This is a genomic window from Frankia sp. CcMO1 (assembly GCF_977945845.1).
Map to the genome: position 1 here is coordinate 1 of NZ_CDWTMG010000001.1, position 26,884 is coordinate 26,884.

Annotated in this window: 27 protein-coding genes; 5 read left to right on the forward strand and 22 right to left on the reverse strand. The window is 71.3% G+C overall.

The window, feature by feature from the left end:
* The 3 genes from AC08OU_RS00005 to AC08OU_RS00015 form a co-directional block, all read left to right on the forward strand.
* On the forward strand, nucleotides 1–2,125 hold a 2,125-nt coding region (locus tag AC08OU_RS00005), incomplete at its 5' end, for a hypothetical protein (protein WP_476603979.1).
* A complete protein-coding gene (locus AC08OU_RS00010) occupies nucleotides 2,122–3,381 on the forward strand; it encodes an SPFH domain-containing protein (RefSeq protein WP_476603980.1) in 1,260 nt (419 codons plus the stop codon). The genes AC08OU_RS00005 and AC08OU_RS00010, both read left to right, overlap by 4 nt.
* 1 nt (nucleotide 3,382) lies before the next feature.
* Nucleotides 3,383–3,967 carry a hypothetical protein gene (locus tag AC08OU_RS00015; RefSeq protein ID WP_476603981.1) on the forward strand — a complete coding sequence of 195 codons (585 nt, stop codon included), beginning with the start codon at nucleotides 3,383–3,385 and terminating at the stop codon, nucleotides 3,965–3,967.
* A gap of 949 nt (nucleotides 3,968–4,916) precedes the next feature.
* Here AC08OU_RS00015 and AC08OU_RS00020 read toward each other — a convergent pair.
* From AC08OU_RS00020 to AC08OU_RS00095, 16 genes are all read right to left on the reverse strand, one after another.
* Nucleotides 4,917–5,306: a DUF2637 domain-containing protein gene (locus tag AC08OU_RS00020; protein ID WP_476603982.1), complete on the reverse strand. Its 390-nt coding sequence runs from the start codon at nucleotides 5,304–5,306 to the stop codon at nucleotides 4,917–4,919.
* A 512-nt stretch (nucleotides 5,307–5,818) separates the two neighbouring features.
* Nucleotides 5,819–9,562: a BTAD domain-containing putative transcriptional regulator gene (locus AC08OU_RS00025; RefSeq protein ID WP_476603983.1), complete on the reverse strand. Its 3,744-nt coding sequence runs from the start codon at nucleotides 9,560–9,562 to the stop codon at nucleotides 5,819–5,821.
* Nucleotides 9,559–10,047: a TadE/TadG family type IV pilus assembly protein gene (locus AC08OU_RS00030; RefSeq protein WP_476603984.1), complete on the reverse strand. Its 489-nt coding sequence runs from the start codon at nucleotides 10,045–10,047 to the stop codon at nucleotides 9,559–9,561. Before AC08OU_RS00030 ends, AC08OU_RS00025 begins: the two co-directional genes overlap by 4 nt.
* Nucleotides 10,048–10,118: 71 nt before the next feature.
* Nucleotides 10,119–10,625 carry a TadE family protein gene (locus AC08OU_RS00035; protein WP_476603985.1) on the reverse strand — a complete coding sequence of 169 codons (507 nt, stop codon included), beginning with the start codon at nucleotides 10,623–10,625 and terminating at the stop codon, nucleotides 10,119–10,121.
* Nucleotides 10,622–10,984 carry a pilus assembly protein TadE gene (locus AC08OU_RS00040; protein WP_476603986.1) on the reverse strand — a complete coding sequence of 121 codons (363 nt, stop codon included), beginning with the start codon at nucleotides 10,982–10,984 and terminating at the stop codon, nucleotides 10,622–10,624. The genes AC08OU_RS00035 and AC08OU_RS00040 overlap by 4 nt, the downstream gene beginning before the upstream one ends.
* Before the next feature lie 179 nt (nucleotides 10,985–11,163).
* On the reverse strand, nucleotides 11,164–11,376 hold the full coding sequence (locus tag AC08OU_RS00045) for a hypothetical protein (protein ID WP_476603987.1): 213 nt from the start codon (nucleotides 11,374–11,376) through the stop codon (nucleotides 11,164–11,166).
* Nucleotides 11,377–11,418: 42 nt separating this feature from the next.
* Entirely contained in the window at nucleotides 11,419–12,324 is a 906-nt protein-coding gene (locus AC08OU_RS00050) for a type II secretion system F family protein (protein ID WP_476604071.1), read from the reverse strand.
* Nucleotides 12,324–13,571: a type II secretion system F family protein gene (locus AC08OU_RS00055; RefSeq protein ID WP_476603988.1), complete on the reverse strand. Its 1,248-nt coding sequence runs from the start codon at nucleotides 13,569–13,571 to the stop codon at nucleotides 12,324–12,326. The genes AC08OU_RS00050 and AC08OU_RS00055 overlap by 1 nt, the downstream gene beginning before the upstream one ends.
* A complete protein-coding gene (locus AC08OU_RS00060) occupies nucleotides 13,568–15,073 on the reverse strand; it encodes a CpaF family protein (RefSeq protein ID WP_476603989.1) in 1,506 nt (501 codons plus the stop codon). The genes AC08OU_RS00055 and AC08OU_RS00060 overlap by 4 nt, the downstream gene beginning before the upstream one ends.
* The gene (locus tag AC08OU_RS00065) at nucleotides 15,070–16,074 is read right to left on the reverse strand and encodes a CpaE/TadZ family protein (protein WP_476603990.1); all 1,005 of its coding nucleotides are present in this window, start codon (nucleotides 16,072–16,074) and stop codon (nucleotides 15,070–15,072) included. Before AC08OU_RS00065 ends, AC08OU_RS00060 begins: the two co-directional genes overlap by 4 nt.
* Before the next feature lie 5 nt (nucleotides 16,075–16,079).
* Nucleotides 16,080–16,796, reverse strand: coding sequence for an SAF domain-containing protein (locus tag AC08OU_RS00070; RefSeq protein ID WP_476603991.1), 717 nt, complete (start codon nucleotides 16,794–16,796; stop codon nucleotides 16,080–16,082).
* Nucleotides 16,797–17,110: 314 nt separating this feature from the next.
* Entirely contained in the window at nucleotides 17,111–18,061 is a 951-nt protein-coding gene (locus AC08OU_RS00075; protein WP_476603992.1) for a hypothetical protein, read from the reverse strand.
* Nucleotides 18,055–18,642, reverse strand: coding sequence for a hypothetical protein (locus AC08OU_RS00080; protein ID WP_476603993.1), 588 nt, complete (start codon nucleotides 18,640–18,642; stop codon nucleotides 18,055–18,057). The genes AC08OU_RS00075 and AC08OU_RS00080 overlap by 7 nt, the downstream gene beginning before the upstream one ends.
* 381 nt (nucleotides 18,643–19,023) lie before the next feature.
* Nucleotides 19,024–19,533: an SsgA family sporulation/cell division regulator gene (locus AC08OU_RS00085; protein WP_476603994.1), complete on the reverse strand. Its 510-nt coding sequence runs from the start codon at nucleotides 19,531–19,533 to the stop codon at nucleotides 19,024–19,026.
* Entirely contained in the window at nucleotides 19,511–19,669 is a 159-nt protein-coding gene (locus AC08OU_RS00090) for a hypothetical protein (RefSeq protein WP_476603995.1), read from the reverse strand. The genes AC08OU_RS00085 and AC08OU_RS00090 overlap by 23 nt, the downstream gene beginning before the upstream one ends.
* A 211-nt stretch (nucleotides 19,670–19,880) precedes the next feature.
* Entirely contained in the window at nucleotides 19,881–20,276 is a 396-nt protein-coding gene (locus AC08OU_RS00095) for a hypothetical protein (RefSeq protein ID WP_476603996.1), read from the reverse strand.
* A gap of 289 nt (nucleotides 20,277–20,565) precedes the next feature.
* Here AC08OU_RS00095 and AC08OU_RS00100 point away from each other — a divergent pair, with 289 nt between their 5' ends.
* Both AC08OU_RS00100 and AC08OU_RS00105 read left to right on the forward strand, forming a co-directional pair.
* Nucleotides 20,566–21,387, forward strand: coding sequence for a helix-turn-helix domain-containing protein (locus tag AC08OU_RS00100; protein WP_476603997.1), 822 nt, complete (start codon nucleotides 20,566–20,568; stop codon nucleotides 21,385–21,387).
* Nucleotides 21,384–21,584 (forward strand): DUF397 domain-containing protein, encoded by a 201-nt coding sequence (locus AC08OU_RS00105; protein ID WP_476603998.1) that lies wholly within the window; start codon nucleotides 21,384–21,386, stop codon nucleotides 21,582–21,584. Before AC08OU_RS00100 ends, AC08OU_RS00105 begins: the two co-directional genes overlap by 4 nt.
* Nucleotides 21,585–21,706: 122 nt before the next feature.
* On the opposite strand, the gene AC08OU_RS00110 is transcribed toward AC08OU_RS00105, so the two are convergent.
* From AC08OU_RS00110 to AC08OU_RS00135, 6 genes are read right to left on the reverse strand one after another with little or no spacing between them, the layout of a single operon-like run.
* On the reverse strand, nucleotides 21,707–22,294 hold the full coding sequence (locus tag AC08OU_RS00110; protein WP_476603999.1) for a PIG-L deacetylase family protein: 588 nt from the start codon (nucleotides 22,292–22,294) through the stop codon (nucleotides 21,707–21,709).
* Nucleotides 22,295–22,326: 32 nt separating this feature from the next.
* A complete protein-coding gene (locus AC08OU_RS00115) occupies nucleotides 22,327–23,199 on the reverse strand; it encodes a 5'-3' exonuclease (protein ID WP_476604000.1) in 873 nt (290 codons plus the stop codon).
* Entirely contained in the window at nucleotides 23,199–24,299 is a 1,101-nt protein-coding gene (locus tag AC08OU_RS00120; protein ID WP_476604001.1) for a glycosyltransferase family 4 protein, read from the reverse strand. The genes AC08OU_RS00115 and AC08OU_RS00120 overlap by 1 nt, the downstream gene beginning before the upstream one ends.
* The gene (locus AC08OU_RS00125; protein WP_476604002.1) at nucleotides 24,296–24,922 is read right to left on the reverse strand and encodes a phosphoribosyltransferase; all 627 of its coding nucleotides are present in this window, start codon (nucleotides 24,920–24,922) and stop codon (nucleotides 24,296–24,298) included. The genes AC08OU_RS00120 and AC08OU_RS00125 overlap by 4 nt, the downstream gene beginning before the upstream one ends.
* A complete protein-coding gene (locus AC08OU_RS00130) occupies nucleotides 24,919–25,851 on the reverse strand; it encodes a radical SAM protein (RefSeq protein WP_476604003.1) in 933 nt (310 codons plus the stop codon). The genes AC08OU_RS00125 and AC08OU_RS00130 overlap by 4 nt, the downstream gene beginning before the upstream one ends.
* A complete protein-coding gene (locus AC08OU_RS00135) occupies nucleotides 25,848–26,882 on the reverse strand; it encodes a glycosyltransferase family 2 protein (RefSeq protein ID WP_476604004.1) in 1,035 nt (344 codons plus the stop codon). Before AC08OU_RS00135 ends, AC08OU_RS00130 begins: the two co-directional genes overlap by 4 nt.
* Between the last annotated feature and the right edge of the window lie 2 nt (nucleotides 26,883–26,884).

Consider the following 26,884-nt stretch of genomic DNA (forward strand, 5'->3'; position numbering starts at 1 on the left):
GCTGGAGTCCGACCGCCAGGCGTACGACAACAGCGCCGTCTATCACATCTACTGGACGGACCAGCGGTCCGGCGGCGTCTACGTGACCGACGGCGGGTCCGTCACCGCCGAGGACCTGGCCGGCCGTGACGCGACGGCGAAGGACGTCCGGGGCGGCCGACGCACGCGGCTGGTCGGCGTCTCGGCGACGTCGCCTGGAGAACTACGGCGGCTGCGCGAGGTCACGGTCCCGGTGGAGAGCCGGGTCCGCGCCATCGCCGTCCTGGAGCGGGAGCGTGTCGTCGTCCTGTCTGGACCGCCGGGCACGGGCAAGCGGGCCGCAGCCATGGCACTCCTCGAGCCGCACGAACGGATCCTCGACGTCGACCCGTCGGTGTCCGCGAAGGACCTGGCCGAATTCGACGCGCGGATCCTTCGCAAGTACGAGACCTGCTACGTCGTCGAGTCCATGCTGCCGGACACCGCCCGCGCGCTGAACGCGTTCACGCTGCGAGCGCTGAGCCGCAAGCTCGCGAAGGCGGGCGCTTACCTCGTCGTCACCGTCGACGAGCGCGTGCCGCTGCAGCAGGACCTGACGACCTGGACGGTGCCGTGGCGCGCGCGCCCGCCGCTCCGCGAGGTGCTGGCACGTCACATCCGGTACTACCTCAGCGCCACGGACCCGGCGGCGGACGCCGGCCCGCCGCCGGACACCGAGGCCGACACCGACGGCGACAGGCCCGCCCGCGCCGCGGCCGAGCGCGCAATCCTCGAGCGCCTCGACACGCTCGACGCCGTCGCCCTGCTTGCGGACCGGGAACTCCGCCTCGCCGATCGCCTCGCGCAGCACGCCGTGCGCACGCACCGCGCCGGGGGCCGCTACGAGGACTGCGTCACAGAGCTCGGCCTCGACGCGCGCCGCCGGGTCGAAGAGTGGTTCACCAAGAACCACGACCTCGACGAGATCGCCCTGCTGCTGGCCGTCGCAGTGCTCGGCGGCTGCACCTACGCCACGATCGCGGCCCAGGCCGCGCGGCTCGAGCAGTTGCTCGCCGACGTCAGCCGGGTCGACCTGACCGAGCAGCCGCGATCGCACGCCCGGTCGCGGGCGGACCGCCTGCGGGCCGTCATGGCGACGCTCGACCGCGGCATCCTCAGCACGGAGTTCGGCACCTGCCTCGCGGAGACGGTCGCGCTGGAGTCGACCGGCCTCGTCACCGCGGTGCTGGACGTCGTCTGGCACGAGTACGACGTCCTGGCCGAGGCGCTCGTCCGCTGGCTCCACGAGCTCGGGAACCACACGGACTCGGCCGTGCGCATCCGCGTCGGCTGCGCCGCGGGCCAGCTCGCGGAGTACGACTTCGCCGCGATTCGGTCGCAGCTCCTGCTGCCGTGGGCGAAGTCCGACCTCCGCAACCCGGGGCTGGCGGCGACCTACGCGCTCGGCGTGCCGGCCGGCCGGAGCGAGACGGCCGGGATGGCGCTGGGCCTCCTGCACCACTGGGCGACGCTCTACCACCACAACCTCGCGTGGACGGCCGCGTCCGCGTACGGCGGGTACGTCGGCCTGCTCCACCCGCACGTCGCGATGGCGGAGCTCATGGGCATCGCCCTGCGGAGCCCGGACAGCCGACTGGACGTCGCGGTCGCTGTCAACGTCCAGAGCCTCTTCGCCCTGGGCTGTCAGCAGGACCCGGCCGTCGCCGTCCTGACGCTGGCGAGCCTGACGGACTGGTTCGAGCCGGGCCTGGAGCCCTGCCCGGCCATCGCGCGCCGGGTGTTCACCGGCATCCTGCGCCGCGTCGTCCAGCCCGGCTCCTGGCTGGCCCGGACCATGTGGCAACGGCTCACGTCCGACGAAGGGCTTCCGGCCGCGGCCGACCTGCTCGGCCGTTGCCTGGACGACGCGGACACCCGGGCCGGGACCCTGGAGGTGCTCCGCGAGCTCCTCGACCTCGCCGCGGACGACCCGGAGCTGTACCTCCCCCTCGAGCGGCTCGTGCTGCGCTGCGCGGCGCTGCCCGGCCGAGGGGCGCAGGGGCGCCGGCGGCTCGAGCACTACGTCGAGCGCTGGAGCCGGGGACCCGACGCCCCCACGAGCGCGCGGAACCTTGCACGGGCCTTCGAGCGGGAGTTCACGACATGATCACGTTCCGTCCGTACGAAGAGATCGAACGCCCCGGGCTGGGCATGTTCGGCGGCCTGCCGAGCGCACCGCCCGGCACCGTCCTGGTCGTCGACCGCGAGGGCCAGCCGCTGCGCGCCCTCATGGCGCACGACGACCGGCTCACCGCCGGCGAGACCCGGTTCGGACGCGTCCGGACGCTGTACCGCGTCAACGTCGCGGAGACCAGGGTCGAGTTCGACGCCGAGTTCCCGTGCAAGGACGGCGACGGCGCGTTCACGGCGAGGCTGGGCTTCGTCTTCCGGGTCGACGACCCGGTGGCCGTCGTCCGCCGGCAGGTCCGGGACGCCGTGGAGGTCCTGGTCCCACTGATCCGGGAGTCGGCCCGCCAGGTGTGCGGCCGGTACGAGGCGGAGCAGCGGAAGGAGGCCGAGGCCGAGGTCCTGGCGGTGCTGCGGGAGACGGAGTCGGCCCGGCGACACGACGACGCGTTTCTCGTCGTCCGCTTCTGGGCCGAACTCACGCCGGACGCCGCGGCGACGGAGTACCTGAGGTCGCTGAAGGAGGACCGCCGCACCGGCAGCCGCCAGAGCAGCCAGGCGGAGCTGGAGCTGGCGCGCGGGACGCACGAGGCGCGGCTCGCCGGGCAGAAGGCCGAGCAGGAGGCCGAGCTCGGGCGGCAGAAGGCCGCGCTGGACGCCCAGCACGCCCGGTTGACGGCGGAGTTCGAGACCGAGCTGTTCACGCGCCGGCAGTGGCAGCAGGAGCAGGAGGCGAAGCTCGAGGCAGAACGGCTCAAGCTGGAGCTGGAGAACGCCGCGCTGCGCGCCCAGCTGCGGGAGCAGGAGGTGCGCGGGGAGCTCCGGATCGAGGAGCTGCGTACGGACCAGTACATCCGGTTGCTGGAGCGCGGGGACTTCGCCGTTCTCGCCATGCGGCTGCTGCAGGAGCCGGACACGATCCACCAGGTAGCGGCCCAGCTCGCCCAGCAGCGCGGCGCGATCGCGCGGCAGCAGATGGAGGCGCTGCAGATCCTGCTGCAGAACGACGCGCTGGAGGGCTGGGACGTCTCGGACAAGGCCAAGGCCGTCCTGAACCAGCTCCTGGACTCGTGGACAGCCACGGCGCGGCAGATCCAGGCGGGCGCCGTAGCGCCGCCGGACCCGGCCGCCGCCGTGACGCCCGGCCCCACACCGGCGGCCGACACCGTCGTCATCGGCGAGGAGGTCGCCGACATCGGGGCGGACGCCGCGCCGGACGTGCCGCGGGAGGGCTGAGGTGATCACTGAGGACATCGTCCACGCGATCTGGTCCCAGAGCTCCGCCTGGCTGGCACCCCCGCTGCGGATCTGCCTGTTCGCGCTCGTCGTGCTCGCCATCGTCACCAAGGTGCTGCCGCCGGTCCTGCGGCACGGCGGGCGCGCCCTGCGGAGCGCGGCGTCGCCGGGCTTCATGCTGCTGACGTACCCGGAGTTCCTGCTGACCACGGCCTACCGCCGGGCGGACCGGCGGCCGCCGGCCGCCGCCTTCGCGTACGGCCGACTGCTCGGCGCCGCGGCCACGGCGGTCACCGCCTGCGGGCGCGTGCTGGACGCGGCGGGCCAGCGGCATCACCGGTTCCCGATCCGGACCTTCGTCCTGGCCACCGCGCTGGTCCTGGCCGCCTGGTACTCGGGCCACGAGGAGCTGCCGCCCGCCGTCCGGGAGGCGTCGGCACCGGTGCGCGCCGATCTCGCGATGGTCGACGCCTGGCTGGCGACCGGTGCCTGGGCGCCGCCGCCGTCGGCGCGGGCGACGTGGTGCACACCCTCGCCACCGGCCCCGAAGCCCAAGCCGCCAGCCAAGCCGAAGCCGGCGCCGTAGCCGGGCACGGCGCGGCCCTGATCGGCGAGCGGGTTCGGCGCCCGGCTCACAGGCGGATAAGCGTGAACGTGTCCGCCGCGCCCGAGACCGTCAGCAGGACGCCGACCTGGCCGCTCATCACATACGCGCCCGACGGCGTCAGCGCCACCGTCGTCGGGGCCGACGCCCGGCCACGGCTTGACGCGGTGCCGGATCGTCGCCGTCCGGAAGCCGTCCCGGGACCGCATCACGGACATCGCGTCCAGGCCGCCCAGGACGCCGGCTGCCGCGCCGATCGAGTTCGTCACCACCATGAGGTCGCCGTTGCGCGCCGGCGCCATCGGTGCCGGTCCGCCGCACGCGCGGGACACGTACACGCCGCGTCGCGCCCGGGTGATGCCAGTGTGGTTGACCCGTCGCGGCGACCGCGGATCCGGCAACGCCCGAAGCCGCGCCCAGACCTGCTCGTCCAGATACAACCCGTCCGCGCCCGACTCGACCACCGAGCCGCAGCACGCGACAATTCCGACGCGGGCATGCCCAGTGCTCCTTGTCATGAAGACTTCATTCACCTCCAGACTTCCACCGGGCATGCCCGCCAAAACGTCCTACGTATCCCCGCGAGGGACAGCCGCTGGGCCCTCCGCTGGGCCGGCAGTCCCCGACCCGCGTCGGGCGCAGGAAGGGGCGTCACACGTGCTCGACGCTCGGCCACTCTCGCGGTACAAGGCAAATTCCGGTGGACGGTGCTCATGAGGCGCCCCGCCAACGGCAGTCCCAGATGCGCGGATTGGCTACCGATCCGCGCTCATCAAGCATGAGCGAGCGAATCCTGGTCCCCATCAAGACCATCAGACGACACATCGATCAGTAGCGGCCGTTACTGACCGTAACCACGAGCCACCTTCGCTCGGAGGTTGGGTCAACTATGGTCACGGTGGGGCCGGTTGCGAGCGTCAGAGCCAGGGCGCTACTGCCCTTGCTTGCCGTGGCTGGTCGCGGTCCGCATGCGGATGTGCTGCATGAGCAGCTCCACGCCGGCCAGGGCTGCCAGTGGCGGCCAGGCGGCGACGAGCTGCGCTACGAGGTTTGGCTCGGCCGCTGCCACGTTGGCCGCGACAGATGCGGTGACCCCGCCGCACAACGAAGACCAGGCGAGCCAGCCGCCCCGCTGGCCGGCGCGACGGCGGGCAAGGATCGTCACGGAAGCGGCGATCATGAGTCCGTCGACCGAGACCGGGAGCATCCACGCTCGCCAGCCTTCGCCACTGTCGCGAGCCAGGATGCGCATGTGGTCGTAGCTGGTCGCCAGTGCCACCGCACCGACGACCACGACCGCGGCGAGCGCGCACCACCACACCCAGTTCGTGGTCGGCGGCTCCGTAGCGACGGATGACGCACGCGCCGCTCGTGGGTCGCTATCTGCTGCCCCGGCACGGTGAAGGCCGTCATCATGTGCCGATGCTTGCGCCCCTTGCAGTTGGGGCGCGGGCGGTTCCGGCGGAGGAATTGCCGTGTCGAACGCGGCGGCAGTCGGTGGACTCCCGGGCAGCCGGACGGTCGCTGACGGCACGGCAACGGCGGGAGCGGCACCGGTTTCCGGGCTGGCCGCATACCCGGCGCTGGCGCTGGGGCCTGCGGCTGGTCCCCTGACTTGGTCGGCGGGGCCCATGTCCTGTGCCGCTTGAGCGAGGTCTTGGGCGCGGACCTCTGCGATGCGGTCTCGGCCCCAACGTTCGGACCGCTCGAACATGCGGCCGAGTGCGGCGCCTGACAGCGGCTTCTTGTCGGCGCGCGATTCGCGCCAAACGTTGCGTGCGTCCTCGGCCCGGTCGGTTCGGTCGCCAGCCGTCTTGGTGCCGGGTGGTGGGGTCATGCGCCGCTGGGTCGTTCCGTGCCGCTGGGACGCCTGGAAGGGCCGTCGTCGCCGCCATGCTGCAATGCCTTGGCAAGGGCGACCGTTTCGCGTTCGGGAAGCTCGTCGATGTCATCGAGGGTCCGGCGCAAGAGGTGCAGGGTCCCGGAGATGGCTTCGGGGCGGCCCAGGCGGGCTTGCAGGCGCATCACCCGCCGGTACAGGGTCTCGTTGGTCGGGTCGATCGGCAGGGCTCGCTCCAGCGCGGCGAGGGCGGCTTCGGGGTCGGCGTCGGCGATGGTGGTGGCGTGGCGGACGAAGACGTGCAGGGCGCGCAGGCGCAGCCCTTCCCGGTACGGCTCCAGCCACGGGTGATCGACGCCGTCCAGCAGCGTGCCGCCGTACAACGCGACCGCCTGCCGCAGCGCGGGAGCCCGCTCACCGTCGAGCTCCCGGCCCTCGACCGCAGCGTCGCCTGAGGTTGGCTCGGTGGCGGCGCGGGCGGCGGCTTCGAAATCCCAGGCGTCGCAGGTGAGCAGTCGACGGTCAGGCCGGTACCGACTGGAGGAGTGGATGATGAACATCTGCTCGCGCATGCCGGTGACGGACCTCAGCTGTGCTCTCAGCCGCTTCATCGCTGATCGCAGCGATGCCGCGCCCTGGGCCTGGCCGGGCCACAGGGCCTCGGCAATCGCCTCGGAGCTGGCACCGGCAGGGTTCAGCAGCACGTACAGCAGCAACTCCAGGGACTTGCCGCGCAGCCCGTGCCGCAGTTCCACGCCGCGTACGTGCAGCCGCAGCTGACCCAGGACGGACACCTGTACCGGTGGTGACCACTGCTCCGTACCCGCCGGTGCGGCGTTCTGCCAGCCGTCCAGAACCAGGCTCGCCGTTGGCTGAACAGCGGCCGACTGGGGTTCCGGTTCCGGCGTGCGAGCCTGCGGCGGGTCCGTTTCCGGTCCCACCGAGGTCTGTTTCGGGGATGGAGCCTGCGGCATCGACGGCGCCTGATGCGGCGTCGTCTGATGCGGCCTCTGGGGTGGTGCGGGTGTGGCCCGCACTGCTGCCGGTGGATCCGACGACAACAGTCGTAGCGCCGGCCGTGCCTCGGCTGGTCGCCTTTCGGTACCGACCGAGTCGGGAGCGTGGTGGCGAGCCTCGCCTTGCGCGAGCGGCTCGGGACGGGGCAGCTGCCGCTCGACCACCGGCTGCCCGGCACGGTCTGCACCGTCGCCGCCGGCCGGGCGGCTTCCTCGAACGCCAGGATGCGCTCCTTTGTGACCTCCCGTAAGCGGGTGCGACGTCTGGCCTCTGACCGTCGAGTGTGGTGTCGGTGAAGGGCTGAAGGCGTCCTGCATGACCGCGAAGAGATCGCTGACCTCAGTCGATGACATGGTGAACAGTCGGAGGTTCCCGGCTTCACCGAAGTCCGGCACGTCGCCCGCTTCCGTGTGCGTCCTGGGCTCGCCGGCCGCGGCGCTGGTGGTGACGTTGCCGCTGCTGTCGCATTCGTAGGTCACGCCGGTTGGCCAGTGACCGAGCAGGACGGCTGAAACTCGTACGTGCCGGCCCAGGGTGAGGACCGCTTCCACGCGCGCCCGCGCTGTCACGGGGTCGGCGATCAGCAGCAGCAGGGGCGACTCCGGTCCCGGCTCGGACCTCGGGTCGGACTCGGTCTTGGGCTCCGGCCCGGGCAGAAGTTGCAGGGGTCCGTGGGCAGCAGGCTGGGGTTGGAGCTGTTGCCTGCGTCGAGTGAGCAGGTCGACCTCGAGCAGGTCCAGGGCGTGATCCAGATCGTCGACGACCCGCATCAGCGGGGGCGGGGCGTCGGCCCATTGCCGGCCGAGAAGTCGCGTCGCGTCCGGCCGCGGAATCACGACGGCCACCTCTGGGCCGCTGCGTGGTCGTTTCACGTGTGCCAGGACGGTGGCGAGGAGTGCCCGTGCCGCGCCGTCGGCTCCCTCGCCGGACAGGCCCAATCCGCCAGCGGCGACGAGGTCGAGGTTGAACGGTTGGCCATTGCGGACGCCGACCGTCACGACGTATGACGTTGGCGCAAGCAGGTCACGATCGCTCCGGCGCTGCCCTCCGGCGCTCGCGTCTTCGGTGCCCGGCTCCAGGTGGAGGCTCCCGGCTGGTGAGGGCGCCGCGGGTTCGGCAGCCGTCTCGGGTGGTTGCGTCCGCGCGGGGCCCGTGGCGAGCGCGGGAGGCGGCTCGTCCCGCTCCGGTGGGTCGGCGTGGTTGGTTTCCGCGCGCCCGCGTTCACGGTGCACGGTGACGGCCAATTGCACCGCGGGCTGTCGGGAGGCGTCTCCGGTGGCCGCGTGCAGCGTGGCGAGATGGGCGAGGTGGGCTTGGTGCAGGACTTGGACGACGGGCGGTGGTGGGTCCGTGGGCGGCATGGCGGGGTCGAGCCGGAAGGTCGCCGTGGCGTTTTGGGTGGCGTGCCGGCGACGCCGCAGCCGCGCCATCGTCAGCACGGCGCTCACGGCGGCGGCGAGGCCGAGCCCGACCCAGCCACCCGAGGGCAGATCCACTCCGACGTCCTGACCCGGCTCGGTGTCGCCGTGGGCGGGGGCGCCATCGTCGGAACGTGACGTCGGGCCTGAGCCCGGGACGGGTTCCCGGGTGGGTACGGTGGCCGGTGCGGTGGCGCGGGGAACCGGCGCCTGGCTTGCCGGGTCTGGTGACTCCGGTCGGGTGTCCCCGGGTGCGATGTCCGGGGCCACGCGCGATGGAGTGGTAGCGGGCGGGGTTGTCGGCTCAATGCTTGACGGGGCCTCGCCTTGGGGCGGGACTGGGGGTGACGGGACGGTCTGGGAGCGGTCGCCCGCTGCGGGTTTCTCTGCCGGTGGGTCGGTGGGAAGGCGCAGGATCCATCCGGGGTAGATCAGGTCCGGGTCGATCAGGCGTCGGCCGTCGGGCTGCAGCCGGCCGGCGTTCAACCGATGGAGTTCGCCCCAACGGCGCGCCGATCCCAGTTCCCGTTCGGCGATCCGCCACAGGCTGTCGTGAACGCGGCCGTCGGGAGGGCGCACGACGACGTGGCGCACCGCGGGGTCCGGGCGGGGCTCCTCGCTGCGCCCGGCCTTGAGGCTCTGGGTATCCCCGCGCCGGATCCCCTCGCGTCCAGGGTCTGGGCCCGCGTCGGGGAGCGCGTGCTGGGTCGCTACGAGGTCCGCTCCTGCGTGGCCCGTGTCGCCACCAGAGGCCGCTCCGACGGTCAGCGAGGCCACCACGGCGGCGCCTCCTGGTGCGTCCGCGGACAGGGGGACGTGGCCGCTGGGGCGAAGGGCGAGGATCGCCAGGACCACTGCACCGACCAGCGCTGTCGCCAACCGCCCGGTTGGGCGCGAACTCGGCCCGTTCTCGCTGCTGTTGAAGTCGTGTCCGCCGAAACCCGCGGCGTAGACGCCGCGGCGCAGTTGCCCGACCGCGGCGGCCGTCGCGAGCAGTGTCTCGATGGCGAACGCAGCCCAAGCCAGCCACGCCAGGCAGGCCAGGACGTTGCCCAGCAGCACCTCGCTCATCGGCTGGCCGAGGACGGTCAGCATCTCGGCGCCGGTGGGGATCTGACGGGGCAGGGGCCAGCCGGCCAGGTGCCACAGCAGCCAGGGCACACCCGCCAGCAGACCGACCAGCACGGCGACCGCCGCTGCCGCATGGACAACCCGGCCGCCGGCCGCGGCCGCATCGAGCCACCTTCCTCGCCGACCTGGTGGCCGCGCGGCTGCTTCTCGAGGTGTTACGGGACGGGTCATGGTTGTGGTCCTTCGACACCGTGGGCGGCCCGCGCGCTGGCCGAGCCGCTGACCGTGATCGAGGTCAGTCCGGTCAGGGTGAGTAGTTGGGTGGGCTGGGTCCGGGTCACGGTGACCGTCACCTCATCCCCTGCCACAGTGACGGGCGCGGTCGCTGCGTCGGGGTTGCCGGCCGCCGCGAGGTAGCTGCGGGCGGCGGCTACGGCCTCGCCAGGGACAAGGACGACGTGGCCGTCGGCACGGTACGCCGCGAGATCGATGCATTGCGCCCCGGCACGGGCGGCTTCCTGCGCTTCGTTGAATGCGCGAACCTTTCCGCGCAGTGCCAGGCCACCGTCCAGGACCAGACCTGCGACGACGAGCAGACCGGCCATCATCACGACCACGAAAGCGGTGACCTGTCCCTCATCCCGGTGTCTGGCCGAGCGCTCGCGGATCACCTGGCGTGGCCGTGACGGCCGACCGGTGGGCGGGTGATCTGCCAACTGGCCCCTCGCCTGGGCCCTCGGACGAGAGCTGGAGCTCGGGTGCGTGGTCTCTCGTGCTGGCGTCGCAGTCACGGCTGACCTTGGATGCTGCGCCAGGTGTCGATCGGTGAGGTGAACGAGGCCGATTGGGTGGAGGCGCCGCCTGGCAGTGACAGGCTGGTCAGGTCGGCGAGGCTGACGGTGCAGGTGACCGTGACGGTGACGGAGCCGCCAGGGGTGAACGCCGAGGTGTCGACGGCGATGTCAGCCTGGGTACAGCTGGCCCCGATAGGGAGCGCGGCGTGGGCGGCTGAGGTTGCGGCGCGGGTCGCGGCGGCCGGGTCACGGGCGAGGGACGCAGCGCGGGCGGCCGAGTGGGCTGCGTCGCCGATTCGCAGGTGCGCGTGCGCCAGCCGCCCGCACGCGACGACGAACAGCAACATCAGGATCAGCAGTGGGGCCATCAAGGTCGCCTCGACCGCTGCCGCCCCCCGAGCGCTATCCCGGGCTCGGTTGCGCCGGCTGTCTCGGTCTCGGTCCCTGACTGCGTTCGGGGATGCGGATCGGCAGCGGTTGCTGCGCGGGCGCAGGCTCATGTGGTGGCCGCTTCCGTGGTCCAGGCTTCGGCCGGGCCGTGGGCGACGGTGTTCACCGGAAGCCGCAGGCCAGGTACGACGACCTGGGCGGTTCCGGTGATCTGGGCGTGGACTTCGGTGCCGTTGCGGGTCACCTCCACATGCGGGTCGATCAGTAGACCGCTACCGAGCTCGGCCAGCACCAGGCCCGCCTGCTCGCGGCCGGCCGCAGCGCTGCCGTCCTCGGCCCGTGCGGCGGCCAGCGCCTGAGCGGCACCGGTCTGGGCGATGTGGACCGCGTGCAGCCATACCGCCATCTGCACCGACAGCAGCAGCATCAGTAGCAGCAGCGGCGTCGCGATGACCAGCTGCGCGGACACTGCGCCGTGGTCGCTGGAGCCGCACCTCGGTCCCGTGGCGGGCCTCGTCCTGGCAGGACGACGGTCAAGGTCGGCCGGCGTCGGCGAGGCCCACTCGTATCCGGTGGCGGGTCCGGTCCCCGGTCCGGTCGGCGGTCTGGTGACCGGTGGAGGTGAGGGGAGGGTGATGGATGGCGCCATCAGCCGTAGTTGATCGTTTCGGCCTTGCCCATGACGCCCTGCACGATGAGGCCGACCGCGCCGAGGGCCAAGCTGATGAGGAGGGCGGTGACGAGCACGGCTTCGGCGGAGTAGCCGGCGTCGGGGTGCTCCCGCCGTTCGGCGTTCACGTCACGAAGGTGCTCGCGCAGGACGCCCATGAAGGTGAGCAGGGGTCGCAGGTTGCTGATCATCGGGGGTGCCTCCGATCGTGAGGGTCGTGCATCGGGTTGGGATTAGAGGGCGGTGAACACTGATGTGACGGCGGGGTAGGCGATGAAGACGAGGAAGCCGCCGAACAGCAGGACGACGGGGATACTCATGCGCTCGGTAGCGGTCTGGGCCTCGGCTTCGGCATCGGTGAGCTGGTGCCCGCGCAGGGCGGCGGCCTTGGCCGCCAGGGAGGAGCGGACCTTCGCGCCCTCGCTGCCGGCCAAAGACACGCTGGCGGCGAGTTCGACGAGTTCGGGGACGTCGAGTTCCTCACCCAGGCGGGCCAACAGCTGCCACGGCGGCACGCGGGCCAGCCGCGCCGAGGCCAGGGCGCGGCGGATCTGGGTGAATGCCCACCCGGTTCCCACGCTGGCGGAGTCCTGCAGGGCGCCTTCCACGCCGGACCCGCCGGCGAGGGAGATCACCACCAGGTCAAGGAACGCGGAGAGGGCGTGGCGGAAGTCGGCCCGGCGCTTGTTGGCGTCGGAACGCACGCCGAGGTCCGGGGTGAAGAACCCCAAGACCGCCAGACCGAGCGCGGCCCACAACGGGATCGTCGCGGGGATCTGCACGCCGCCAACGGCCATCACGGCGGTCACCAGCCATGGCATGAGCAGCCCGGCCAGTGCCATGGTGGCCTGCTCGGCCAGGTGCTGCTCGATCGGCCGGCCGAGCACGGCCAGGTCTTTGTGCACCGAGCGTCTCGGCAGACCGAATCCGGCGAGGACGGCGACGGCGGGTCTGCCGGTTCGGCTGACCCAGCCCTGTTCCGCGCGAGTCACGATCGCTGGTCCTCGAGCGGGCGGCGGGGTCAGGGCGGCGGTCAGCACTTGGACCAGCGTGGGCTTCGGCGGCGCCAGCCCGGCCACGATCAGCCACAGGCCGGCCCCGACCCCGACGCCGAACAGCACCGGCAGGAAGGTGTTCATCACCGAGCCCACCCCTCCGGCGGCCCGGGTCTGTACGGGGGCGCCACTGCTCGCGTCGGAACCTCGCCGCGGTTGCCGCCGGGACGCTCATTGCCGCCCACGACACGGAAATCAGCGGCTGAGCCGACACCTGAGCCGCCGCCTGAGCCGCCAGCCGAACCGTCGGGGGTGACTGCGGGACTGCGGGCGGTGAGGGTGTTCAGGCCGGTCAGGACGCGAGCGGGTTCGGCGATGGTGGCGATCCGCCCCAGCCAGGCCAGTGCGGTCGCGAACAGCAGCCCGATGCCAGTCAGCGCGAGCTGGCCGGGCAGGGTGTTGTACGGCTGCAGGTAGGAGCGGTTGAGCAGGACCATCCCGCCGGCCATGGTCAGCGTGACCCCGATGATCAGGCGGACCGAGGTCCGGGTCCGGGCCCGGCCAGAAGCCACCCGAAGGCGCATCGTGACCTGTTCCCTGGACGCGGTCGCCAGGCTCGCCAACAGGTCCCCGAGCTGCCGCGCCCGGTGCTGGGAGGCCAGCACCAGTGCGGCCACGACGAGGTCCGCGGCTGGGTCGTCCAAGTCGTCGGCGAAGGCCCGCAACGCGACCGTAAGGCGTTCGCCGCTCTCGATCCGCTGTTGCAGGGCCTGCACTTGCGGGCGGATGGCCGCGGGCGCCGTCGCCGCGGTTGCCGCGATGGCCTGTTCCAGTCCGGCGGCAGCCGCCAGAGTGTCACGCAACATCTCGGTCCACGAGGCGATGGCCTCCACTCGCGTCACCCGGGCCTTGGTGCCTGGGTCACCGGCCAGCAGCTGCGGCAGCGCCCACACCCCCACGCCGGCCAGCAAGGCGGCGACTGGCCATCGCGTGAACGCGCCTACGGCCACCGCTGCACCGAGCGCGCCAGCCAGCCGCAAACCAGCCCCGGACCGACCGTCCTCGACCCCGTTGCCCGCACCCGCGCCCGCACCCGCACCCGCGCCCGCGCCCGGCCAGGACCGGACTGCACGGTGGTCGCGGTGGTCGGCGTCGTCGACGCCGTCGGTGTTGTCGGTGTCGTCGGCCTGGGGGCCGAGCACCCAGGAGGCGATCAGCAGCAGGCCCACAGCGAAGCCGACCCCGCACGCCACCGCCACCACCGGCCCGCCAGGAACTCCACCGGCAATGCCACCCGCCGGGATGTCTGCCGCGACGTGCATGGCGGCCAGGACGGTGGGCTCAGGGGCCATGACGGTCCTGGCGGGGATGGCAAGCAGGATGGCCGTCATGACGTCCACCAGCCCTCGGGGCGTTGCAGGAGGGTGTGGTCGTAGCCGGCGTCGACGAGGTCGTCCAAGGTGCGCGGGCGTAGCGCGACGCCGGGGACGGCGCGGCCCGTGGCGTCAGGGCGGAAGACCTCGTTGGACACGACCATCGAGCCGTCGGCGTCCACCACCTCCCGGACCGAGGAGACCACGCGGACACCGTCAGACCAGGCAAGGTGGACGATCAGGTCGACGGCGTTGGCGATCAGGATGTTCGTGGCCTCCAGCGGCAACCGTTCGGGTGCCTGGATCGCGTACGCGGCCAACCTGGCGAAGACCCCGCGGGAGTCCGAGGCATGGATTGTTCCCATCGATCCGTCGTTGCCTTGGCTCATCGCGTTGCACATCGGGATCACCTCGGGGCCGCGGATCTCGCCGACGATGACCCGGTCCGGCGACATCCGCAGCGCATACCGCACCAGGTCGGACTGGGTGACTTCGCCTTGCCCTTCGATGTTCGGTTCCCGCGCCTGCATCGGGACGACGTTGGGATGTGCGGCATGGTCGCGGTCCAGGCCGAGTTCGTAGGCGTCCTCGATGGTGATCAAGCGCTCGTGGGGCGGGATCGCCGAGGCGAGCCCGCGCAGCAGCGTCGTCTTGCCGAGGTTCGTGCCGCCGGCCACGAGGATGTTCTTGCGGGCCAGGACCGCCGCGTTGAAGAAGTCCTGCAACCCGGCGTCGATCATGCCCAGGTGGCGTAGCTGCTCCAAGGTGGTGGTCGGGTGGCGGTGCCGCCGGATCGACACCGAAGGGCGCCGCGAGACCGCCATCACCGCGAACAGGCGAGACCCGTCCGGCAGCGGCACACTCAGCACAGGGACGCCCCGGTCGAACCGGCGTTCCTCCGCGCCGCTGCGCGCAGCGAGAATCCGGATCAGTTCAACCAGCTCGGCGTCGGAGTCCGCGACCGGCCCGACCTGGGCCCGGCTGCCATCTGCGTAGCGGACCCACACCACGTCGCAGCCGTTGGCGTCGATGTTCTCGATCGACTGGTCCGCCAACAGCGGGCTGAACCCGCCCAGCCCGAACAGCTCGTCGAACACCCGGCGGGCCACCCGCGCCTCGACATCCGGATCCAGCACGCCCCCGCCGGTGCGCATCGCCTCACGCGCGTGCTCGTCCAACACCTCACCGATCAATGCCCACCCCGCGTCCCGGCCCTCCGCGTCACCCAGGACGCCGTCCTGCGCGCCACCCAGCTCGCCGGCCGCCCGGCCATCCGAGGCCTGGGGGACGTGTGCGGTCAGCCGGTCGGCGACCTGCCTGCGCACCCGCGCCACCAGCTCACGCTCACCCGGCAGCCCATCGGCGGCGCCACCACTGTCGGGCAGGGCCTTCGCGCCCGAGCCGAGCAGAGCCTCGGCAGCGCCGTGGCCGGTGACGCCGACGGCGTCGTATCGTGATCGCCCGGCAGGGTCGAGAGCGCTGCCCAGACCGCTGCCGAAGTCGCCGGGATCTATGCTCACGGCCGCGCCTCCTCCCTCACCACGGCTGCAACCGGCGCATCGGCCGATGCGCCCAGCACCGAACCGGACGCCGTGTCAGGTATGGATTCAGATGTCGAGGGCGATGGGCCGGCGGACGGCTCGTGCCTTGGGTGTGGGCCTGGGCTTCGGCGATGGCCGAGCGCGGTGGCTGGGGCGTAACGGGGTTCCGCGGTGAGCCGGGCAACGATGACGGCAGCTGCCCGCAGTAACGGCAGCCGTCCGAGGTTCCTGACCCGGCGGGCCGGGCGGCCCGCGAGGACGGCAGCCGCACGCGGATCCCACGGCAGCGTCCCGGCGACCGGTGTCCCCAATGCCTGCGCGACCTCTGCGGCGGGGTACCCACCGGACCCCACCAGCAGCAGCCTCAACACACCCGCCGCGGAGCCGGCCGACCCCTCGCCGACGGCGGAGCTCACCGACGCCAGGCGCGCGGCGGCGTGCGCGATGCCCGCCGAGTCGTTGCGCACCACCAGCAGCACGATGTCCGCCTGACCAAGCAGCCGGGTGATGCCCGCCCCTCGGATCAAGTGAGGTGGCAGACGGCCGGCATCCACCCACAGCCCGCCCTCTCGCACCTGCGCGGCCACGTGTTCGTCCGCCCGCTCGGCCTCCTCGTTGCCTGCTCGGGGGTGGCCCTGTCCGGGATGGTGCAGGGTCCGCAGCGCGGGCGAGGCCAGGAGGACGTCGACGGCGGTCGCCGCCTGCTCCGCGCCCGCGGGAGCTGCCACCACCGCCAGGCCGCCCCGTAGCCGCTGCAAGTGCTCCCACACCAGCCCGGGCCGGTGATCGCGACGTGCGGCCGAGGCGAGGCTGACCAATCCGGGCTCGGCGGCCAATCCGAAGGCCGGCCCCAGATCGCCACCCGACGGGTCAAGCTCCAGCACGGCCTGCCGGTGCCCGGCCGGTGCGGTGGCGGCCAACGCCACCGCGGTGGTGGTCACCCCAGGCGAGCCCTTCGCCGACGCAAGTACGACCATCACCGCGCTCACCCACCCTCAACGTCGGTACCAGGCGGCAGCAGCACCAGGCTGACCGCGCCGTTCCCGGCACCGTTCGCGCTTGCGGCGCCGGCCGCACCGACGGCGGACGCGGCGTTCTGGTCCATCAGCAGCGACACGACCGTCACACCGGTGCCCGAAGAGTCCGCCCCGACCGCCATCACGACGCCCGGCAGCCACGCGGACCGCGCACCAGCCGCTGCCCCGGTGGAGGTCCCGGATCCGCCGGCCTTGCCCGAGCGAGTGGCGGCGGGTTGCTCACTGGGAGGGATCAGCGCAGCCACCTTGGTGCCCGCGGTCAGGTCCGGCGGGAACTGCCCTGCCTTCAACGCCACCGCGGCGACCGCCTTGCCCTCTGGCGGGAACCCCGGCGCGCCCACATCCGCAGGGGACAGCAACGCCCCGGCCGGCCGGGGCATCGCCACGGTGGCGCCCACCACGGCCTGGGCGTCGCCCGCCGGGATCGTGGCAACGTCCGTCCCGGCCGCGACACGCACGACCCGTACATCGGCCGCGGTCAACACCTGACCGGCCGCCACGTCCCTGGCCACCGCCAAGACCGGAACCCGCCCTGAGGCCCGTGCCGAACCCAAGTACGACACCGCGCCACACGCCACGACCAGCAACACGCCCAGCAACAAGTGCGGCAGCTTGCGGCGCCGGCCGACTGCCGCCAGGCGCGGTGCCGCCAACGGCGCGGACACCGAGCCGCCACGGCCCAGCGGCAGTGCCTGGCCCGGCCCTCTTCTCGTCGGGTGCGACCCAGGCCCGGCCCCAGGCGTTGAGCCAGGGGCCCGAGACCGTGGCGAGGCCAGTGAGCCAGGTGCGCCAGGTGTAGGCCGGGCGTTCGTCGCGTCGGCCGGGGCACGAGGTGAATCTGGCAAGGAGGTATCCACGAAGCGACTCCAACGCAGAAGGACGAGTGGTCAGGCAGTCATCGGTGGCGGACGGGGGTGTCAGGGCGGACGGGGGTGTCAGGAAGGAGAAGGGAGGTCAACTGCACGCCGACCGGACCAGCTCAGCCGGATCCGGCCCCGGTTCCGACGAGAGCCTGGGACTCGGCCACGCGAAACGCCGTCTCGCTCGTCGTTTCGAGCGCGGGCAGGCCGCCCTCCTGCCCACCGCCGGCCCACGTGATCGACCATGACATCGTGGCCGTCACCGCGAAGGCCGAGTCCGGCTGGCCCGCTGACGACTGCCGGTACGTGTGTCCGCAGGTCGGTGACTCCGCCCGCGGATCACCACCGGCCGAGAACGGCGTACCCGGCCCGCGGCACACCACCGAGTTGCCGTCTCCCATCGACCACGTCACCTTTGTCGGCGTCGCGGTCGCTGTCACCGACACGCCAGGAACCGAAGCCGTCGCCGACTGCGGCGCCCAGGAGCCCGGCTGCACCCACAACCACGTCGGCAACTGCACCAACTGCTCAGCCTCCGGTGATGGACTGGCCCCAATCACCGGTGACGTCAACTCGAGCATGTCCACCGCCCGCCGCGCGATCACCACCGGCGGAGGGGGCGCCGGCGCCCCAGTGCCCTCCGCGGTCGGCCGCCACACCAAGGCGCCGCCAGTCCCCTGGTACCCGAAGCACGTCGCCTGGAACCAGCCGCCCGGCCCTTCACCGGCCTCCTCGAAAGGTGCAACCTGGGCCTCCGCCGGGGAGGCCGGGCGCAGATAGCAACTGCTGCTGTCCTCCCATTCACCGAAGTCCGGATTCGAGCAGGACAGCACCGTGCCCGCCATGTCTTTGCATACGCGCGGACCACCCGCCGGACGAGCCGACCCCTCGCGTGCACGCCCACTCTTTCCCGGCTTCTGCTTACTCGTGCCCGCCGACGTCGTACACGTCGGACTCTGCCCGTCCTCGCAGTCCGTGTAGATCCACGGGTCATCAGCCAGGGCTGCGGAGGCTGGAGCGATCACGAGCGCGCCGGCCAGGAGCGCCACCGGCAGCAGGCGGATCAGCATGACCCGACCCCCCGAACGCGGAAGTCCACGACGCGCCATGTCGTCCCGGTTCCACGGACGTCAGCGGAGATGCTCCGTCTGCCGCCCGGCGCGTCGTTGACCTTCTTTCCATCCCGGGTGTAGAGCAGCCAACCGCTGCTGTCGGCGCAGTCCTCCACAAGGACCTTCGCCGGCGTGGTCGAGAGGTCAACTTCGCCTGCGCGCGGATGAAGAACCGGCTGTCCGCGGCTGACCTGCCCCTTCTGTGCCTGGGTGTACAGACTCTGCACGATCTGGGTCAGAGCGGCCCCGGTCGCGTGGCGGGCAAGTAGGGGTGACTTGTGATCCGCCGACTCACCCGCCGCAGCCATGTCCGCCCACATACCCCGGTAGGCCGCAACGGCCTCCCGACGTGCCGCGTCCTCGGCGGAAACCGACGCGCTGGGCGATGACGACACACCTGGTGCGGCGGAGGTCGTCGTCGACGACCGGCCCTCCCGCTCATCGGCGCCCGTCGAGCAGGCGCCCAGTGCGAAGAACGACGCAGCGGCAATGACACCGAGCGCAACCGCTGCCAGCGAACGCGAGCCTCTGTCGAGCACGCTCACCCCCACGCGAGAAATCAATTCCGTGAAGGTGGTCTATCTCGAGTAGCCATGGTGAGTTCAACCTCATCACGACGCTGTGATCGATCAGTCACCCTGTGAAGTCAAATCGCTAGTGCGGTGACCACCAACGTTCGCCGTGGCGAGCGGGTCGTCGCGCCCGGCTGGCAAGGCGGAGGAGGAGCCCGTACCGGTGTTGTACGGGCGACGACGACAACGCCGCCAGGCGGGATGCGACGGCACGCGTAGCCGGTGAACGTTGGTGGTCACCGCACTATAGGTGCGGTCGGATCTTCCTCGCCGTCTCCGCGGGCCGCGTGACCCTCCGGTCGCGGGCAGGCCCCATCTTGTTCTGGAGGGCCCGCCCGCGAGTCGTTGCTATCTCGCCAGGATCCGTTCGACGGCCTCCTCGACCAGACCGACGGCGATGCCGGCCTCGGTGCCGATCGGAACCCGCCGTGCCGTCTCCCGCATGAAGCCAGCGATCACGGGCCTGTCGGCCTCCAGGGCGACGGCGCCGTCCGGTGAGCGGAGGTTGATGTAGACCAGGTTGCTGCCGTGCTCGGCCTCGACGGAGACGTCCCCGTCGTCCCCCGCCAGGCTCGTGGAGCCGCGGTAGTCGTACAGGCCACTGTGAAGGAGGTCGCGGCCGATCACCCAGGGGAGCAGGGCGGCGCCGGCGCCGACATCGAAGAAGATCCACACGGCGTGCGGGTCGCTCATGGCGTACGTGAAGACGGCCCGGACCGGCGTGCCGGTGACCGCGTCCCTCATCTCGACGGACGCCTCGACGTCCGCCTCCGGCGAGGGCACGGTCACACCCCTGGCGCGTCGCTGCCCGGGGATCGTGACACCGCGACTGCCGTCACTGCTCCCTGTCTGCATCATCGCTGGAGCCTTCCGATTCGCTGAGGCGGACATGGATGATCGACTTCGTCTGATCAGAGAACTTCGCCTGCACCTGGAGGACGTTGCGCAGGACGTCCATGACCTCGTCCGCGTTGTGCTGGAACAGCAGGTACACCGTCAGCGTCTGGTCGTCCTCGCTGGCTGCGTTGACGATGGCGCTCTTGTAGTTGGCGAGTGCCGAACGGACGTCGTCGGCCGTGGGGGGGCACTGGGTCAGTCCTTCCCTCTGAGTGCCGGGCGGACAGGTTGGATGCTCCCGTCGTACCTACGTCGACGCGCCGGTACGACGGGAGCGCTCTGGGGTTCGGCCAGTACGGGCAATCGAGTCACAGGTGGCTGGCCAGGTGTGTAGCGATCTCGGAGGGCACCGGCCATGGCGAGCAGTCCGCGACCACGATGGCCAGGCCCATCGGGCGCGACGTCCACAGGACGCCGTTGCCCGCGGTCAGCGCGCCCGTCCCGTGGGCGAGCCAGGTCCGCAGCTCGTACCGCTCGACCAGGCCGCCGAGTTGCCCATTGATCCAGGTCTCGACCGTGCCGAGGCCGACGACGACGGCGATGGCGGTGGCTGGGGGGTTGAACCAGGCGTCCGCGCTGTGCCAGGCGTCGTCCGACCGGACCGGGTGCACGACTCGCCACGTCAGGTCCCCGGTCCAGGGCTGTGTCGTGATGGTCGGTTGCTGGAGGTCCGGAAGCCATCCGGCGTCAATCGTGGTGGTCACCGCGCTGCCCTCTTCATGGTCTGGTGGTTCTGATCTGCGGCGAGGCCGGACTGGGGTGCCCTGCCGGCCCGGACGCGCGCGTGTGATCCCCGTCGACCCGCGAGCCGGCGCGCGTCGCCCTGTCGAGGCGGGACCGGCGTGGGACGTATAGGGCACTGCGCCTCACGCCGGTCCTGCTGCGTACATGCTTCCGAGACTGGGCGTGAAACTGCAACGAATCAATTTGATCGGTGAAAGATCTTCTCCTCTCATGGTGACCTGTCAGGCCTTGACGGCTACATTCAGCCGCATGGCTGAGGAACCGAGCCTCGCGAGGCGCGAACTGGGGCGCCGCCTTGCCCGCCTGCGGGTGCAGGCGGGGCTCACCCAGGAAGACGCCGTGGTGGATGCGGACATCTCGGTTCCCACTCTCCGGCGCATCGAACGAGGCCAGGCCGCGGTCAAGACGGGGACGGTGCTCACCCTCTGTCGCACGTACCGAGTCACGGGAGACGTCACCGAAGCCCTGGTTGCCCTCGCTCAGGAGACGAAGGGCAAGGGCCTCTGGGAGGACAGCAGCGTCGTACCGGACTGGTTCGGCCTGTATCTCGGCTTGGAGCGCACCAGCCACGGGGTCGAGATCTGGACCACCGAACTCGTGGCCGGACTGTTCCAAACCGAGGGCTACGCCCGCGCCGTCATCCCGCAGATGGATCCACAGGCGGACGCGGACACGGTTGCGCATCGGGTGCGGGTCCGGATGGAACGGCAGTCGGCCATGCTGAAGCGGACCGCCGAGGGCCTCGTCACGGTGACTGCGATCCTCAGTGCTGCCGCTCTAACGGTGGAGGTGGGATCGGGGGAGGTGATGCGACAACAGGTCGACCACCTCCGGTCGCTGGCCGAACAAGACGGGATCTATGTTGGCGTGGTCCCGTGGCGAGCGGGTCCCCGGCCGGCGCTCTCGCCGTTCACAATCCTCAGTTTCAACGACGAGGAAGACCCCGACATCGTCTACCTCGAGCTGGACACGGGGGCGCTCTACCGGGAGAAGCGACCGGAGCTGGAGACGTACCGGATGGCTTACGCACGGCTGTACGAGCAGTCCGTTCCAATAAGGGAGTACGAATGATCAACAACACTGAGTGGCGCACGGCCCGGAGGAGCGGCGGCCAGGGTGACTGCGTCGAAGTGCGCGGGCACGACGGCGCCGTCGAGGTTCGCCACAGTCAGGACCCGCACGGGCCGACGCTCCGCTTCACCGAGAGCGAGTGGGCCGCCTTCCTGGACGGCATGGACAAGCGCGAGTTCCATGATCTGATCGGCTAGTCCAGTCGGCTCCGCGCGGGGGCCCCGGTCTCCCCTGGTAGGGCAGAGGGGAGGCCGGGGCCGCCGCAGGATTGGGCCCGGCAATGGTGCTCGATCTGCCAGGGCATCGACCGGGAGGGTTGTCAGAGGGATGCCGCTGTTGGCACGCGGCCGAGTACGGGTAGCGGGCGGAACGCTTCAGCTCGTGGGGTTCCGATCCTCATTCCGTGTAGCCGGGACAACGCATCGGCCATTGGCCCGAAGTGATTGAGGATCGGTTGTGACGTGTGGGCCCGCAGCGCGCCGATCTTCGTCGACCAGTGATCGGTGACGTCGATGATGGTGGGAAGTTTCAGGGGTTCACCGTGCTGGTCGAGGTTGTTGTAGCCATCGCAGTGGTAGATGCGGCTGGGGTTCCCGGTGGCGACGACGACGTCGGGGAGCGCCTCGAGAAGGTGTTCGGCGCAGCGTCGGTGCTCGGGGTGGATGTCGTTGGTGGAGTGGGTGATGACGACCTCCGCTCGGAGGTCCGTGAGCAGCTGCCCGACGGTGGCGGGCGAGAGCACGTCGAGTAGATACAGGCTGGCGCCGAGGATGTGTGCGCCGGCCTCTGCTTCGGCAATTCGGGCGGGGTCGTGCTTGGGGACGGCGATCGTGGCTGTTCCGCCGGCGTGGACGTGTCTGGCGATGGTGCCGCCGGCCCAGAGTTCGGCGTCGTCTGGGTGGGCCATGACAGTCAGCAGGGTTGGCAAGGTCGACAGGATCACCAAAGGTCGAGCGCTTCGACGATGTCAGCGGGCGTTGGGAGCAGCGGGCTGACTTGGCCGGCGGGGCTCAGGGGCACGGCCATGTCGTGGTTGAGGCGGATCATGTCGCGCCATTTGACCGCGAGGTCGAACTGTTCTCTGACGGTCCGGCCTCGCCCGGCGTCCAGCCTGCCTGACGCTGCCAGGTCATCGAGGGTGAGGCCGCCGGCGAGCAGGGCGGCGGCGGTGACGGCACCCACTCCTCGGATGCCGGGGATGTTGTCGGCGGGGTCTCCGGTGAGGGCACGGAAGTCGGCCCACTGCACGGGCGTGACCTGGTGGCGCTCGAAGACCTGGGCGGGTCCGATGTGGCGATGTCCCGGGCGCATCTTGGTGTTGAGGACGCTGACCCGGTCGGTGACGAGTTGGTAGTAGTCGCGGTCTCGGGACATGAGCAGGATCGGCCGCGGTGGCAGGGTGGCATGGACGAGGGCGGCGATGACGTCGTCGGCTTCGGCGTGGTCGATCTCGGTCCAGGCGATGCCGCAGTGGTCGAGGCCGCGTTTGACGTCGGGTAGGAACTGGATCGGGGCGAGCGAGGCGTCGTCGGTCGGGCGTTGAGCCTTGTAGGCCGGGTCGACCGCTTTGCGTTCGGTGCCGCCGTACTGGCCGTCGAAGACGACGATGACTTCTGGCGGCTCGGGCAGGTCTTCGCGGATGGCGACCCGCAGGAGCGCGAAGAACCCGAACAGGCCGGTGAGCAGTCGGGTCTTGTCGCGGGAGCGGATTTCGGCGGGGAAACCGAATGTGGCGCCCCAGAGCAGGTTGTGGCCGTCCACGAGCAGGAGCGGGGGTGTTTCGCGTACGGAGGGCAGGACTGTTCCGCCCATCAGCTCACCACCTTTAGCAGTTGGTTAGCGACAAGGGCGGGCCAATAGTCCCGCGAGCGGTAGTACGCGGCCCGTGACGTTCGCCGGTAGGTTACCGCGTCGGCCAGCAGTTCCCGGGAGGCACGCCACAGCCCGTCGGGGCCGTGTTGGTGCGGGACGAGGACGCCGGCGTCGCCGATCAGGGTGGGCAGGTTCCCGATGTCGTGGGCCACGACGGGGGTTCCGGCGGCCATGGCCTCCAGCGCGACGAGGCCGAATGTCTCGGCGCGGGAGGGCACGATGACCAGGCTTGCGCCGCCGAGCCAGGTCGGGACCTCGTCCCAGGTCTTGCCCTGCTGGATGGTGACTGCGGCCTTGTCGGCGATCAACGCCTGGCACCGGCGGAGCAAGTGCTCCTGGTTGCCGGGGATGATCTCGAACGGGGCGTGAGCGAGGACCACCTCGATCGGCCGGTCGGGCTGGGTGCGGGGGGTGAGGAGTTCGGCGATCCCCTTCTCCGGTCCGAGCCGGGCCAGGACCCGGATGGGGCCGTGCTGGCGCAGCTGGTCGCGAGTGTGTGGTGGCGGGGGTTCGGGCTCGGTGAGCAGCGCGTTGGGGACGATCTTCCAGGTGCTGGTGTCGTAGCCCCGGCGGGCGGCTTGGGCCAGGACGGTGGCGGACGGGGCGATGACTGCCTCCGGTTGACGGGCCAGCGCGGCGTGTAGGTCGGTGTCGTGCCCCACGACGTGGGCCGCGAGCACGTTCCGGGTGTTCGGGTAGGCGGGCATGACGGCACCCAGTCCCCACAACGCGTCCACGTAGACGGCGACGTCGACCCGCTCGCGGGCGAAGACAGTAACGAGCTGTCTGCGCAGTTCGTCGGTGGCGGTGTGGATGCCGGTGCGGAGGGTCGTGTCATCGCAGGGGAAGGTGCCGTCGAGTGCGGTCAGGGTGGCCACGGTCGCGTCCCGGTAGTTCGACGGCGCGGTGTGATCGGCGGTGATGATGACGGCGTGGTGCCCGGCTGCGGTGAGACCGGCGGCGTGTGCGGCGACGGCACGTTCCATGCCGGCGGGGACGTCGGGTCGCCAGGACACCAGAACGAACGCGACGGTGGTCATGCCGGTTCGACCACCGTCGGCATCGGCAGCTCTTCGATCGCGACGCCGGGGTGTGGTGGTGGCTCCCAGGGGAACTGGACCCAGTCGTCCACGGTCCATACCCACAGGTCGGGGTCGAGGCTGGTGCCGGCGTTGCGGCACAGCGCCACGGTGCGGATCAGCGTGTCGGGCTGACGGTGTGGACCGATTGTGGGCAGGACGGCGGTGAAGGTGGCGCCGCTGCCGCAGATGTCGTCGACGAGCAGGACCGTGCCGGCGAGCTTCCGCTCGTTGAGGTCAGCGGCCAGGGTGTCCACGTTGACGGTGACGTGTCCGGTGGCCTCGGTGTAGATGGCGTCGGTCGGGTTGTGCTTGGCGGTGATGCGGTAGCTGGGTAGATCGAGGGCACCGGCGATGCCGCTGGCCGGGGTCAGTCCGCCGTTGGCGATGCCGATGACGGCACTGATCGTCCCGAACCGCACGGAGGCGACGGCCAGGAGGCGGACCGCTTGCTCGTAGGCCGGCACGGTGACGGCGAGTACCCGCTGGCGGCGGAGCCGCCTCGAATAGCTTGCGGTGGTCTCGCTCCCGCGGCGTCTTCCCGGCATTTCATTGCGAGGGCCGCAACCTGGCTCCTCGCTCATGCGCTGCCGTCCCTGTCGGTGAGGATCAGGTCGCGGGCGTCGCGCAATGGGTGGTGGCCGCCGATGCTCAGTGCGCCGGCCGTGTTACGCCATACCCGGCCGTCCGCGCGGATGACGGTGAAGCCGCCAGCGGCGTCGCGCGTGCGGAGTCTGACCCGCAGCCCGGCCGGCGCCTGCAGGGCACCGACTACGGCACCGGCCTCGTGGTCGCTGAGCAGTTCCCCGGCGAGGGCGGCTCCGGCCCCGATGGGGAGCATCTGCAGGGCGGTGAACCCACCGGCGCCGAGCAGGTGGGCCAGGTCGAGGATCTCCTGTAGGTCGCTGGCGGTGCGGCGCATGAGAACCGTCTGGATCTGTACCGGTGTGCCTTCGGCGACCGCGGCCCGGATACCCGCGGTGGCTCGGGCGAAGCTGCCGGCGCCTCGGATGGCGTCGTGCCGTGCCGGCTCGGGACCATCGAGACTGACCCGGATGGCGTCGACGCACCCGGCCAGCTCGCTCGCGCGACGGGCGAGGTGCCAACCGTTGGTGGTGATCGAGACCGCGGTGCGTCCGCTGGCGCGGATGATCGACGCGAGGCCGGTCAGGTCGCGGATCAGCAGCGGCTCGCCGCCGGAGATGTCGACGCCGAGCACGTCGGCCTCGGCAAGGACACCGGCGACGCGGTGGCGTTGCGCAGTGGGCAGCTCGGGCACGGTGGTGTCATCGAGGCACTGTGGGCAGTGCAGGTTGCAGCGCACGATCGGTGACCAGCACACACTTGCCGGTGTGCGGCGGTCGAGGTCGGCGGGCGGCACGACGGGCCATGACGCGGCGATGGTGTCGTCCAGCAGGAGGCGTCCGGTGAGTTGCGGCTCGGGTGCGTGGTAGGTCGCTCCTGTGGCGGGGTCGTGGACGAGGTGAGCGTGGGCGGCGAAGATGCGTCTCATGTCAGCGTGACCGCCTCTCGGAGCAGGGCCTCGACGCGGCGGGTCAGGTCCGCCGCGGCGCCGCCGGGTGACGGTTGGGCCAGCAGTTGGCGGAAGAGGGCGATGCGGGCCGGCAGACCCGCGAGCTTGATCTTCCATACGGCGTCAGCGTCGGGTGGGTCGATGTGCCAGCCTCGGGCCTGACGCAGCGGTATGACCTTGCAGCCGTGGGCGATGAGAGCGGCTCCCAGATGGGTGTCGTCGCAGCCCCACGCCCGCGCGTCGAGGGCGGGATGCATGCCACCGACGTCCTGGAACGCCGCGCGGGGCAGCGCAGTGAGCGCGGTGACGACCATCCGGGGCAGGTCCCAGTCGTAGTAGGTCCGGCCGTGCCCGAGGTCGATGAAGTCGCGGGTGTCATCGAGGGGGTGCGCGACGAACGCGGCGTCGTAGACCTGGCCGGAGTAGAACATCGGTACGCCTGCTGGTGCCTGCCACCGGACCCGGTGGTCGGCCTGCAGATCAGGTTCTCCGGCGGGGACGACCGGGCGGTGGTCGTCACCGACCCGGTAGGTGAGGTTGTGCCGGAACCCGACCAGGACGGCGTCGGGACGGGCCCGGACAGCGATGTCGGCGAGGACGTGGTCGGCCAGGACCATGTCCGCGTCCACGGTGACCAGCGTGTCCGCGGTGGCGAGATAGGCGCCGACGTTGCGTGCCGCCCCGGCACCGGACTGCACGGTCAGCCGGACGGCGTGGTCCACGACGGGATGTGCCTTGATGATCTGCGGGGTGTCGTCACTGGACGCGTCGTCGACGACGATCACTTCCACGTCGGCCGCGGTGGCCTGCTCGGCGAGCGCGTCGAGGACCGGCAGCAGACTGTAACTGTTGTTGTGGGCCGGGATGACCACGCTCAGGCGGACACCGGCCCCGAGGTGGGCGGGGGTGGGCGCGTGCCAGTCGAGTCCGGTGCGCGCCTGGAACGCGTCGGTGACGGTGGTGTGGTCGTTGTCGTGCGCGGCGATGGCCCGCGCCAGGGAGTCGGTCATGG